The sequence below is a fragment of the Nocardioides cavernaquae genome (assembly GCF_003600895.1).
Taxonomy (GTDB): domain Bacteria; phylum Actinomycetota; class Actinomycetes; order Propionibacteriales; family Nocardioidaceae; genus Nocardioides; species Nocardioides cavernaquae.
This window is the reverse complement of sequence record NZ_QYRP01000002.1, coordinates 1543935-1556247: the sequence shown is the minus strand read 5'-3', so window position 1 is coordinate 1556247 and position 12313 is coordinate 1543935. Positions and strand designations below refer to the sequence as shown.

12 protein-coding genes are annotated in these 12313 nt (G+C 69.8%); 2 read left to right on the top strand and 10 right to left on the bottom strand.

Annotated features, from left to right (window positions below; translation table 11 throughout):
* Positions 1-12 precede the first annotated feature (12 nt).
* Positions 13-795 (bottom strand): hypothetical protein, encoded by a 783-nt coding sequence (locus D4739_RS07595; protein ID WP_147384847.1) that lies wholly within the window; start codon positions 793-795, stop codon positions 13-15.
* Positions 796-883: 88 nt separating this feature from the next.
* On the opposite strand from D4739_RS07595, the gene D4739_RS07590 reads away from it, so the two are divergent.
* On the top strand, positions 884-1750 hold the full coding sequence (locus D4739_RS07590) for an HhH-GPD family protein (protein ID WP_120059991.1): 867 nt from the start codon (positions 884-886) through the stop codon (positions 1748-1750).
* Between the two features lie 156 nt (positions 1751-1906).
* Here D4739_RS07590 and D4739_RS07585 read toward each other — a convergent pair whose 3' ends face one another.
* The 8 genes from D4739_RS07585 to D4739_RS07550 form a co-directional block, all read right to left on the bottom strand.
* Positions 1907-4441 (bottom strand): ATP-dependent Clp protease ATP-binding subunit, encoded by a 2535-nt coding sequence (locus D4739_RS07585; protein ID WP_120059990.1) that lies wholly within the window; start codon positions 4439-4441, stop codon positions 1907-1909.
* A gap of 209 nt (positions 4442-4650) precedes the next feature.
* Positions 4651-4968, bottom strand: a complete 318-nt coding sequence (locus D4739_RS07580) for a histone-like nucleoid-structuring protein Lsr2 (RefSeq protein WP_120059989.1) — start codon at positions 4966-4968, stop codon at positions 4651-4653.
* Positions 4969-5092: 124 nt separating this feature from the next.
* A complete protein-coding gene (locus tag D4739_RS07575) occupies positions 5093-5881 on the bottom strand; it encodes a type III pantothenate kinase (RefSeq protein ID WP_120059988.1) in 789 nt (262 codons plus the stop codon).
* A gap of 2 nt (positions 5882-5883) precedes the next feature.
* Positions 5884-6813, bottom strand: coding sequence for a carboxylating nicotinate-nucleotide diphosphorylase (nadC, locus tag D4739_RS07570; protein WP_120059987.1), 930 nt, complete (start codon positions 6811-6813; stop codon positions 5884-5886).
* Complete coding sequence (locus tag D4739_RS07565; RefSeq protein WP_120059986.1) at positions 6813-8507, bottom strand: L-aspartate oxidase; 1695 nt, start codon at positions 8505-8507, stop codon at positions 6813-6815. The genes nadC and D4739_RS07565 overlap by 1 nt, the downstream gene beginning before the upstream one ends.
* Positions 8508-8516: 9 nt before the next feature.
* On the bottom strand, positions 8517-8936 hold the full coding sequence (gene panD, locus D4739_RS07560) for an aspartate 1-decarboxylase (protein ID WP_120059985.1): 420 nt from the start codon (positions 8934-8936) through the stop codon (positions 8517-8519).
* Positions 8936-9847, bottom strand: a complete 912-nt coding sequence (panC, locus tag D4739_RS07555) for a pantoate--beta-alanine ligase (RefSeq protein WP_120061791.1) — start codon at positions 9845-9847, stop codon at positions 8936-8938. Before panC ends, panD begins: the two co-directional genes overlap by 1 nt.
* Positions 9847-10788: a Rossmann-like and DUF2520 domain-containing protein gene (locus D4739_RS07550; RefSeq protein WP_120059984.1), complete on the bottom strand. Its 942-nt coding sequence runs from the start codon at positions 10786-10788 to the stop codon at positions 9847-9849. Before D4739_RS07550 ends, panC begins: the two co-directional genes overlap by 1 nt.
* Before the next feature lie 180 nt (positions 10789-10968).
* Between D4739_RS07550 and ispD the strand changes: the two genes are divergently transcribed.
* Entirely contained in the window at positions 10969-11703 is a 735-nt protein-coding gene (gene ispD, locus D4739_RS07545; RefSeq protein WP_120059983.1) for a 2-C-methyl-D-erythritol 4-phosphate cytidylyltransferase, read from the top strand.
* 21 nt (positions 11704-11724) lie between these two features.
* Here ispD and D4739_RS07540 read toward each other — a convergent pair whose 3' ends face one another.
* Positions 11725-12312: a hypothetical protein gene (locus tag D4739_RS07540; protein WP_120059982.1), complete on the bottom strand. Its 588-nt coding sequence runs from the start codon at positions 12310-12312 to the stop codon at positions 11725-11727.
* Position 12313 lies beyond the last annotated feature (1 nt).

Sequence of the window (12313 nt, the reverse complement as noted above, 5' to 3'; positions counted from 1 at the left end):
TGGGCCGCTGGGTCAGCGCGCGCTGACCGGCGACTGGCGGGCGGGCGACTGGCTGGCTGCCGAGGCCGACGCCGAGGGGCTGGCCGTCGTGGCCTTGGGCTTCGGCGTGACCGTCACGACGACGGCCGGCGGACGGGTCAGCTGGAACTGGGTGTCCGTCGGCTCGCCACCGAGCGTCGCCGCGATCGCGTGGTAGTAGCCGAGCTCGGCCCAGCCGGCCGAGCGCGAGCAGTCCTCGTCGGAGCGACGGGCGTCCCAGTGGACGACGACCTCGGCCGGGACCGCGGAGCGCACGACCACGTCGGTCTGCCGGATGCTGCTCGGGCACTGCTGGCTGCTCCAGATGTTGTCCTTGCCGGACACGATCTTGAGGACGATGGTCTTTGCCGAGACGGTGAACGTGCAGGCGGCGATGCTGCTGCTCAGCGCAAGCTTGAGCGGGACCGTCTGGCCGCCCGCGGCACGCTCGATCACCGGCGTCACCTTGACGTCGGCCGGCTCGCACGGACCGGATGGGCTGGCGAGCGGAGCCTTGCGACCGGGCTTGCCCGAGGTCGTGCTCGTGGGGGCAGCGGCACCTGTCGTCGCATCCCCTGCTGCGGCGGTCGTCGACGTCCTGACGCCGGCGTCGGCCAGCTGCGCCTTCGGGTCACCGGTGCCCTTGCCATCGCTGCCGCCACCAAGGACGCGTGCGATCGTGACGAACAGGAGCAGCGCCACAGCCACCAGGATCAGTCGCCGGGTCCAGTACACGCGGGCCGGCAAGGGTCCCCGGGGCTGGGTCAGGCTGCTCATGGCGCAACCGTAACCAGCCGGACGGCCCGGATCGGTCAGGCACGCTGGCCACCCCCGGATCCGCTTCAACAGTTAAGGTCTGCGGGTCATGAGTGAGCTGTGGGCACCGGTCCTCGACTGGTACGACGAACATCGCCGCGATCTCCCGTGGCGGGGGGACCACGTCAGCGCGTGGTCGGTCATGGTGTCCGAGTTCATGCTGCAGCAGACCCCGGTCGTGCGCGTCCTGCCCGTCCACGAGGCATGGCTCGAGCGCTGGCCAACGCCTGGTGCCCTCGCCGACGACGCGGCGGGGGAGGCCGTTCGCGCGTGGGGACGCCTGGGCTACCCGCGCCGCGCGCTCCGACTGCATGCTGCAGCCACCGTGATCCGGGACGAGCACGGCGGCCAGGTCCCCTCGACGTACGCCGAGTTGCTGGCGCTGCCGGGTGTCGGCGACTACACCGCAGCCGCGATCGCCACCTTCGCGTTCGGCCGGCGACAGGTCGTCCTCGACACCAACGTCCGGCGGGTGCTGGGCCGCACGCTCTCCGGGGTCGAGTTCCCGGCGCCATCGGTCAACCGGGCGGAGCGCGACCTTGCCGCCTCCGTCCTCCCGCCCGACGAGGAGACCGCGGCAGCCTGGTCGATCGCAACGATGGAGCTCGGAGCGCTCGTGTGCACCGCTTCCGAGCCCTCCTGCGGCCGCTGCCCCGTCGTCGATCTGTGCGCGTGGCAGGGCGCGGGCCGGCCGGCGTACGAGGGGCCGGCACGCAAGGTGCAGACCTATGCCGGCACCGACCGCCAGTGCCGCGGGCGCCTACTGGCCGTCGTACGCGACGCAGAAGGTGCCGTGGCCCGGCACCGCCTCGACGTCGTCTGGGCCATCGAGGACCAGCGCGAGCGTGCCCTCGCATCACTGCTCGCCGACGGACTGCTCACCGAGCCGGAGCCGGGCTTCTACGCCCTCCCCTGACCCACCACCCCGTCGACACGGCGCTACTTCGAGGTCGACACGGCGCGACTTCGACCTCGAGACGGCCCGAAGTTGTCCGGAAACACATCGACACGGCGCAAGAACTGAATCTTGCGCCGTGTCGATGTCGAAGTCGCGCCGTGTCGACGCTTCAGGTCACTCGGACTCTGCAGCCTCGGCACTGCCGTCAGCGGTCGTCTCCAGCGGCGGGACGTCCGGGATGGTCGAGACCTTCTGGCCGTGGAAGGTGAAGGTCGCGGACGGACCCTCACCCTCGACGCCGACCAGCACGATCTGGCCGGGGCCGATCTCGCCGAACAGCATCTTCTCGGCCAGCACGTCCTCGATCTCGCGCTGGACCGTGCGACGCAGCGGACGCGCACCGAGCACCGGGTCGAAACCGCGGGTCGCGAGCAGGTCCTTGGCCGCCTGGGTCAGCTCGAGGGACATGTCGCGGTCCTTCATGCGGAGCTCGACCGAGGCGATCATGTTGTCGACCATCGCGATGATCTGGTCCTTGGTCAGCGGCGGGAAGACCACGATCTCGTCGACGCGGTTGAGGAACTCCGGGCGGAAGTGCTGCTTGAGCTCGTCCGACACCTTGTTCTTCATGCGCTCGTAGGAGCCCGCGACGTCACCCGACTGGTTGAAGCCGAGGTTGACGCTCTTGGAGATGTCGCGGGTGCCGAGGTTCGTGGTCATGATGATCACGGTGTTCTTGAAGTCGACGACGCGGCCCTGCGAGTCGGTCAGGCGACCTTCCTCGAGGATCTGCAGCAGCGAGTTGAAGATGTCCGGGTGTGCCTTCTCGACCTCGTCGAAGAGCACGACGGAGAACGGCTTGCGGCGCACCTTCTCGGTGAGCTGACCACCCTCTTCGTAACCGACGTAGCCCGGAGGCGAGCCGAAGAGCCGCGAGACGGTGTGCTTCTCGGAGAACTCCGACATGTCGAGCTGGATCAGCGCGTCCTCGTCGCCGAAGAGGAACTCGGCAAGCGTCTTGGACAGCCACGTCTTACCAACACCGGACGGGCCGGCGAAGATGAACGAGCCGCCGGGACGCTTGGGGTCCTTCAGGCCGGCACGAGTACGACGGATGGCGCGGGAGAGAGCCTTGACGGCCTCTTCCTGACCGATGACGCGCTTGTGCAGCTCGTCCTCCATCTTGAGCAGCCGGGTCGACTCCTCCTCGGACAGCTTGACGATCGGGATGCCCGTGGCGACCGCGAGGACCTCGGCAATGAGCTCCTCGTCGACCTCCGCGACGACGTCCATGTCACCGGCACGCCACTGCTTCTCGCGCTCCGACTTCTTGAGGATGAGCTGCTTCTCCTCGTCACGGAGGGCCGCAGCCGCCTCGAAGTCCTGGCCGTCGATGGCGCCTTCCTTGCGCTGGCGGACGTCGGCGATCTTGTCGTCGAACTCACGCAGGTCCGGCGGCGCGGTCATGCGACGGATGCGCAGGCGCGAGCCCGCCTCGTCGATGAGGTCGATCGCCTTGTCCGGCAGGAACCGGTCGGAGATGTAGCGGTCGGCCAGCGTGGCGGCGGAGACCAGCGCCTCGTCGGTGATGGTCACGCGGTGGTGTGCCTCGTAGCGGTCACGCAGGCCCTTGAGCATCTCGATCGTCTCCGCGATCGACGGCTCGGGGACCTGGATCGGCTGGAAGCGGCGCTCGAGCGCGGCGTCCTTCTCGAGGTACTTGCGGTACTCCTCGAGAGTGGTCGCGCCGATGGTCTGGAGCTCCCCGCGGGCCAGCATCGGCTTGAGGATGGAGGCCGCGTCGATCGCGCCCTCGGCAGCACCGGCACCGACCAGCGTGTGGATCTCGTCGATGAAGAGCACGATGTCGCCGCGGGTGCGGATCTCCTTGAGCACCTTCTTCAGGCGCTCCTCGAAGTCACCGCGGTAGCGCGAACCTGCGACGAGCGCACCCAGGTCGAGCGTGTAGATGTGCTTGTCACGCAGCGTCTCGGGGACGTTGCCCTTGACGATGTTCTGGGCCAGACCTTCGACGATGGACGTCTTGCCGACGCCCGGCTCACCGATCAGGACCGGGTTGTTCTTCGTGCGACGCGACAGGATCTGCATGACCCGCTCGATCTGCACCTCACGGCCGATGATCGGGTCGAGCTTGCCCTCGCGCGCAGCCTGGGTCAGGTTGCGGCCGAACTGGTCGAGGACCAGGGACGACGACGGGGCGTCACCGCTCTGGCTCGGGGCGCCGCTGGCGGACGCGCCGCCCTCCTTGCCCTGGAAGCCGGAGAGCAGCTGGATGACCTGCTGGCGCACACGGTTGAGGTCGGCGCCGAGCTTCTGCAGCACCTGGGCAGCGACGCCCTCACCCTCACGGATCAGGCCGAGCAGGATGTGCTCCGTGCCGATGTAGGAGTGACCGAGCTGCAGCGCCTCGCGCAGGGACAGCTCGAGCACCTTCTTGGCACGCGGCGTGAAGGGAATGTGACCGGACGGAGCCTGCTGGCCCTGGCCGATGATCTCCTCGACCTGCGCGCGGACGGCCTCCAGCGAGATGTCCAGCGACTCGAGTGCCTTGGCGGCAACGCCTTCGCCCTCGTGGATCAGGCCGAGCAGGATGTGCTCGGTGCCGATGTAGTTGTGCGAGAGCATGCGGGCCTCTTCCTGGGCCAGCACCACCACTCGTCGGGCTCGGTCAGTGAACCGCTCGAACATCGCTCATCGCTCCTCGTCATCGGGTCCACCATCGCCCACCCGCTGGGTGCGGGATAACGAGGTAGACGCTGGGACCAACGTCCGACTCCACCCTACGTGTTCCCGGATTGGCGTCGATACCGATCGCTGTCAGCGAACACGCGCAAGAAGCGCCGTCTCGACCTCAACCTTGCGCCGTGTCGACGCCGAACTTGCGCCGTGTCGACGGGTCAGTTGGCGGCGTCGTACGCCTGCTGGACGTCGGCGGGGACGCGTCCACGGTCGCCGAGCGAGGGCCAGCCGTTGGCGCGGGCCCACTCACGGACCTCCTTGGTGGAGGTCCCCGACGACTTCTTGGCGGCCGGCTTGCGGCCGGTCAGCTTCCGCGCGTGGCCGACGTACGGCGCGATGGCCTCGCGCAGCTTCGCGGCGTTGGCCGCGGACAGGTCGATCTCGTAGCCGGTGCCGTCGAGGGCGAAGGTGACGGTCTCGTCGGCGTCGCCGCCGTCGATGTCGTCGACCAGGATGATGCTGACCTTCTGCGCCATGAATTCCACTCCAGACAATCGCGAAAAGAAAAGACGTCGCGACATTAGCGAACGAATTCACAAAACAACAGCCGGAATTAGCGATCCGCATTATCGGGATATCAGGAAAACCCGCGATAAACCGTCAGGAGTTGCGGCGGTAGACCTCGATCAGGCCCTCGATGGTCAGCCACGGCCGGTGGTCGGTGAAGCACGCGACCTCGTCGTAGACCAGCGGAGCGAGATATCCGGTGGCAACCACGTTGACCGACGAGGGATCGACCCCGAGCTCGCGGATCATCCGCGCGACCAGGCCCTCGACCTGCGCCGCGAAGCCGAAGAGCATGCCCGACTGGAGCGCCTCGACGGTGTTCTTGGCGATCACCGACCGCGGGCGGAGCAGCTCCACCTTGCGCAGCTGCGCACCGCGGCGGCCGAGTGCCTCCAGCGAGATCTCGATGCCGGGCGCAATGGCTCCCCCGACGTACTGGCCGGCGGCGGTCACCACGTCGTAGGTCGTGGCGGTGCCGAAGTCGACGACGATGGTCGGGCCCTCGTAGCGGTGCGCAGCAGCCAGCGCGTTGAGGATCCGGTCGGCCCCCACCTCGCGCGGGTTGTCCATCAGCACCGGGACACCGGTGCGGATGCCGGGCTCGACCACGACGCTCTTCACGTCGGCGAAGTGCGTCAGCAGCATCTCCCGCCATTCGTGCAGCACTGCGGGGACGGTCGAACAGACCGCGATCCCGCTCAGCGCATCCGCATCGTCGGAGTCGCGAAGCAGACCTCGCACCAGCACTGCCCACTCGTCCGCCGTGCGGCGTTCGTCGGTGGAAACGCGCCAGTGAGCGGTCACCTCGCCGTCGACGACGAGCGCGAGGTCGGTCATCGAGTTGCCGATGTCCGCGGCGAGCAGGGTGGAGGTGAGCGCCATGATCAGGCCCGCAGGTCCATCGCGATGTCCATGACCTTCGCTGAGTGCGTGAGCGCACCGACCGCGATGAAGTCGACGCCGGTGGCGGCGACCTCGGCAGCACGCTCCAGCGTCAACCCACCGGATGCCTCGAGCTTCGCGCGACCATCGGTGATCGCCACCGCCTCAGCCATCTGCTCGTTCGTCATGTTGTCGAGCAGGATCTGGTCGACACCGATCTCGAGCAGCTCCTTGAGCTGCTCGAGAGTCGTCACCTCGACCTGGACCGGAACGTCCGGGTAGCGGGCCTTGATCAGCTCATAGGCAGGTACGACGCCGCCCGCGGCCAGCACGTGGTTGTCCTTGACGAGGGCCTGGTCGGACAGGTCACGCCGGTGGTTGACGCCGCCGCCGCAGCGCACGGCGTACTTCTCGAGGGAGCGGAAGTGCGGGATGGTCTTGCGGGTGTCGCGGACGCGCGCCGACGTCCCCGACAGCACGGAGACCCAGGCCGCGGTCGCGGTGGCGACACCGGAGACGTGGCAGGCGTAGTTGAGCGCCGTGCGCTCGGCGGTCAGCAGCAGCGCGGTGCCACCGGTGACCGTCATCAGGACGTCCCCGCGCTTCACGTGCGCGCCGTCCCCGGCGTGCCGGACGACGGACACGTCGTTGCCGAGGACGTAGCGGAAGACGAGCTCCGCGATCGCGAGGCCGCAGACCACGCCGTCCTGGCGTGCGACGAAGTCCGCCACCGCGGTGTCACTGGCCGGGATGGTCGCCCAGCTGGTCACGTCGTCACCGGGGAGGTCCTCGGTGATGGCGGCGACGACGTCGGCGTAGACCTGCTTGGGGTGAAGGCCGGCGTCGACGAGCTCGGTCGCGAGCGAGGCGGGGAGGTCGTAGTAGGGCAGCGCGACGATGCCCTCGACGTACTTCGTGGTGGGGCCGGGCATCAGGCAGTGCCTCCTGCGGACACGACCACGTCATCGGTGGCCGGGGACGGGGTGAAGGTGGTGAGCAGCCGGTCGCCGACCAGGACGGTGTCGAAGTGGCCGGCCATGCGCGCGTCGGAACGCTCCGGGAAGTCCTCGCGCCAGTGGGATCCGCGGGTCTCCTCGCGCAGCAGCGCAGCCTGGGTGAGCGCGCTCGAGATCATCAGGAGGTTGGTCGCCTCCCAGGTGTCGGATCCGATCAGCTCGGCCTTCTTGTGGACCAGCCCACGCAGCTTGATGGTCGCGTGGGACATGCCCTCCGCCGACCGCAGGACGCCGACACGCTTGGTCATCTGCTTCTGGACCTTGCGCCGGACGACCTCTCCGACGATGCCCGTGGGCCGCTGGTCGACGACCGGCTCGGCCCAGTCACGCAGCTCGCCCGGCAGGACCGTCGCGATGCGGCGCGAGAAGACGAGGCCCTCGAGCAGGGAGTTGGAGGCGAGCCGGTTCGCGCCGTGTACGCCGGAGCACGCGACCTCGCCGGTCGCGTACAGGCCGGGGATGTTGGAGCGGCCGAACAGGTCGGTCGCCACGCCACCGCTGGCGTAGTGGCAGGCCGGAGAGACCGGGATCAGCGCGGTGACCGGGTCGACGCCGTGGCTGCGGCAGGTCGCGAGGATCGTGGGGAACCGCTTCTCCCAGAAGTCGGCTCCGAGGTGACGGGCGTCGAGCCACATGTGCGGCTTCGAGGTCTCGTGCATGCGCCGGGTGATCGCCTTGGCAACGACATCGCGCGGCGCGAGGTCCGCGAGCTCGTGCGCGCCCTGCATGAAGCGGTTGCCGTCCCAGTCGACGAGGAAGGCGCCCTCACCGCGGACGGCCTCGGAGATGAGCGGCTGCTGGCCGCGGGCGTCGGGGCCGAGGTACATCACGGTCGGGTGGAACTGCACGAACTCCATGTCGCGCAGCACCGCTCCGGCGCGCAGCGCCAGGGCCATGCCGTCGCCGGTCGACACGGCTGGGTTGGTGGTCTGGGCGAAGACCTGGCCGAGCCCGCCGGAAGCGAGGATGACCGCGCGGCAGTGCACCGCGCCCACGCCGTCGAGCTGGCCCTCCCCGAGGACGTGGAGCGTGACACCCGCGATCTGTGAGCGGCCCCCGTCCACAGCGAGGAGCAGGTCGACAGCCAGGGCATGCTGGATCACCTCGATCTGCGGGTCCTGCTCGACCGCGGCGATCAGCGAGCGCTGGATCTCGGCGCCGGTCGCGTCGCCGCCTGCGTGGGCGATGCGGTCGCGGTGGTGGCCACCCTCGCGGGTCAGGGAGAGGACCCCGTCGTGGTGGTCGAAGTTGGTGCCGAGGTCGATCAGCTCGCGGACGGCGTCGGGGCCCTCGGTGACGAGGATGCGGACGGCCTCGAGGTCGCAGGCGCCCGCGCCGGCGACCAGGGTGTCGACCTCGTGCTCGAGCGGGGTGTCACCCGGGCCGAGCGCGGCAGCGATGCCGCCCTGCGCCCACTGGGTCGAACCCGCGTTGAGGACGGTCTTGGTGACCACGAGGACGTGCAGGTCCGGGGCCTCCGCACGGATCCGAAGGGCCGCAGTCAGGCCGGCGATGCCGGAGCCGATCACGACCACGTCCGAGCGCGTGGTCCAGCCGGGGGCGGGCGCGCTCAGGCGACCGGGCAACCCGGCGTACTCGTTCTGCTGCATTCGCGCAGACTAGCGTCCGGCGGTGATGTCGCCCCGGACGAGTCCGGAGCCCTCGATCGCCTCGGCCGGGTCGAAGCCCGTCGCCATGATCTTGTTGTCGGCGTCGACGAAGACCACGCTGGGCTTGAACTCCTTGGCCTCCTCCGTCGCCATCACGCCGTAGCCGATCAGGATGACGACGTCGCCGGGGTGCACCAGGCGGGCCGCAGCACCGTTGATGCCGAGGACACCCGAGCCACGCTCGCCCGCGATCGTGTAGGTCTCGATCCGCGCTCCGTTCGTGACGTCGACGATGTGGACCAGCTCGCCAGCGAGCAGGTCGGCCGCGTCGAGGAGGTCCTCGTCGACGGTCACCGAACCGACGTAGTGCAGGTCCGCCTGGGTCACGGTGGCCCGGTGGATCTTGCTCTTCATCATCGTGCGGAACATCAGTTGTCTCCCTTGTTTCCCAGTGTGATGGGCAGGTTGTCGATCAGCCGGGTCGATCCGACTCGTGCTGCGATGAGGATCCGGCCCTCGGTGCCGGGGAGGACTTCATCAGGTAGACGGCCGAGATCGGCTGCCGTGATGACGAGGTAGTCGAGATCTACGCCATGTGCCTCGCGCAGCTCGGCCCGAGCGGCCGCCAGTGCGTGGTCGGCGCCCTCGAACCCGGTCGCCTGCGCGCGGCGCAGTGCCCGCGAGAGCGACAGCGCGTGCTCGCGCTCCTCGGGGCTCAGGTAGCGGTTGCGGCTTGACATCGCCAGGCCGTCGGGATCGCGGCGGGTCTCCGCGCCGATCACCTCGACGCCCATGCAGAGGTCCTCGGCCATGCGGCGGATCAGCGCGAGCTGCTGGTAGTCCTTCTGCCCGAACACCGCCACGTCGGGGCGAACCAGGCCGAAGAGCTTCGCCACCACGGTGAGTACGCCGCGGAAGTGGCCCGGGCGGACCTCGCCCTCGAGGATGTCGGCCAGTGCCGGCGCCGGGACGACCGTCACACCGTCGGGCTCGCGGTCGGAGGCGGGGACACCGTGGGGATACATCTCCTCGACGCTGGGGGCGAAGACGACGTCGACACCCTCCTCGCCACAGATCACCAGGTCGGCATCGAGCGTGCGCGGGTAGCGGTCGAGGTCCTCCCCGGACCCGAACTGCATCGGGTTGACGAAGATCGAGACGACGACCGGACCGTCACCGACGTGCTTGCGAGCGACCCTCATGAGCGAGGCGTGGCCCTCGTGGAGCGCCCCCATCGTGGGCACGAAACCGATCTGCCTGTCGTCGCGGCGGGCGTCGGCGAGCAGGGCCGCGAGCTCCGTGCGGGTGCTCGCCAGGACCGGCTCGTGGTGGGGAGCCATCAGACCCAGCCCCACTTGTCGGTGGTCTCGGTGGTGCCCGTGGGCACCGCCTCGTCGAGCAGGCGGCCGATCTTCGCGGCCCGCAGCGGCAGCAGCCGGCCGTCGGCAAGGGCGCGGGTCATCGTGGCGCGCGCCATCGCGACGTACGACGGGAGGTTCTGCGGCGTGGACTCCGCCAGATCGGCGAGGTGAGCGCGGACGGTCTCGACGTCGCCACGGACGATGGGTCCGGTCAGCGCGGCGTCGCCGTAGGCAAGGGCGTTGGAGAGCGCAGCCTCGAGCAGGGGGCGCAGGGTGTCGGCGGGGTCGATGCCGCCGGTGTGGCCTGCGGCGGTGTCGATGCCGGCCGCGGCGAGCATCTCCATCGCCTGGGAGACGAGGGTGACCAGGTGGTTGGCGCCGTGGGCGAGACCCGCGTGATACAGCGTGCGCTTGTCCTCGGCCACCCACATCGCGCGGCCGCCGAGGTCGGCGACGAGGTGCTCGGCGAGCTCGCGCTCCGACTCCTCGGCGGTGACGCCGAAGACGCAGCCGGCCAGGCGCGGCAGGTCGACATCGGTGCCGGTGAAGGTCATCGCCGGGTGCAGCGCGATCGCGCGGGCACCGACGGCAGCCGCGGGCGCGAGCACCGCCAGGCCGTGGCGACCGCTGGAGTGGACGACGTACTGACCGGCGCGGATCGCGCCGCTCGCCGAGAGCATCTCGACGACGTTGGGCAGCATGTCATCGGGGACGGTGAGCAGCAGCACGTCGGCAGCCCGGGCAACGGCCGTGGGCTTGAGGACGGGGACACCCGGGAGAAGCGTCTCCGCGCGGGTGCGGGATGCGGCTGATTCGCCAGCGACAGCCACGATCTCGTGACCCGCGGCGCGAAGCGCGGTGGCCAGAACGGCACCGACGCGACCAGCGCCGACAACACCAATCCGAAGAGGTGCGTTCATTTCCGGTGAGCCTTTCGTTCCAGTCCCTCCGACCACCTCGGCCCGGTGAGGGGCGGAAGCCGGTGTGGGTACCAGACGTGTGCTTGACGGTCCTTGCACCAACGAGGGTACGCCGGGGCGTCACGCGGCGGAATGCGTTCCTCCCGTGTGCTGCATCACGGTGCTGGCAGACTGCGGGCCATGGATTCCGCCCTCCCGCCGCTGCCGGGCGCGCACACCATCCCGCACGCCACCGCAGTCCTGCTCGCAGGCGGCATCGGCGCCCGCGCCGGACTGGGCATGCCCAAGCAGTTCGCCGAGCTGCGCGGCCGCACCATCCTCGAGCACTCCCTGGCAGCGCTCCACGACCACGCGGGGATCTCCGGCGTGCTCGTCGTGATGGCTCCCGGCTACACCGACGCCGCGCGCGTCGTGACGGACGGCTATCCGCGGGTGCTCGACGTGATCGAAGGTGGCCGGGAGCGATCGGACTCGACGGTGCGCGCGCTCTCCTGGCTGTCCACCGCTGCCATCGCCGGCGACGTCCTGATCCACGACGCTGCGCGTCCGCTGGTCAGCGCCGCGATCATCGACCGCTGCCTCGGGGCCCTGAAGGCCTCCGCAGCCGTCGGGGTCGCGGTGCCGTCCAGTGACACCGTCTTCCGCACGAACGCAGCCGGCCGTGTCGTGGACGTGCCGCCGCGCTCGTCGCTGTGGCGGGCACAGACCCCGCAGGGGTTCCGGCTCGCGACCCTTCGCGCGGCGTACGACGCGGCGCTGGCCGATCCGGACTTCGTCGCGACTGACGACTGCTCGGTCGTGCAGCGCTACCTGCCGGACGTGCCCGTGATGGTCGTGCTGGGCGAGGAGCGCAACCTGAAGGTCACCGGCCCGCTCGACCTGGAGATCGCCGAACGGCTGCTCACCAGCCCCTGAGCGCCGACGGAAACGTGGAGATCAGGCGGAGGCGCGCTTCGGCGCAGTGGTCGCGTCCTGCCAGGCGTGCAGCTCGGCCTTGAGGTCGGTCAGCTCCTGCTCGAGCTCGGCGGCGAGCACGATGGCCTCGGCCGCGCGCTGCTCGGCCTCGTCGAGACGGGCGGCGTCGCTGGCCTGGCGAGCCTCGGCCTGGTCGGCACGACGGGCCTCCTGGCCGAGCCTCAGCGTGGTCTCGGCGACCTTGAGCTGGGCACCAGCGAGGTGCTCCTCGAGCTCGCCGATCAGGCGCTGGCGGTTGTTGATCTGCTCGGTCATCGAGGCAGCGAAGGCGGCGTTCTCCTCGGCTCGCTCCGCGGTGATGCGGGCGTAGTCCTGGGCCTGACGGGCACGGTCGGCCGCGGCGTCGATGCGCGACTGCGCGAGCTCGGAGTGCGTGATCTTCGTGGCCGCGGCACCCAGGACGACACCGACGACTGCGGCGGCGGCGACGGGCACGAAGCTCCCGCTCGCGATCGCGGCAGCGACCAGCAGCACGGAGACGGCGAGCAGGGCGACCGCCACGGTGAGGCGGGTGCTGCGCTGACGGCGGCGGTAAGCAGGAGTAGCCATG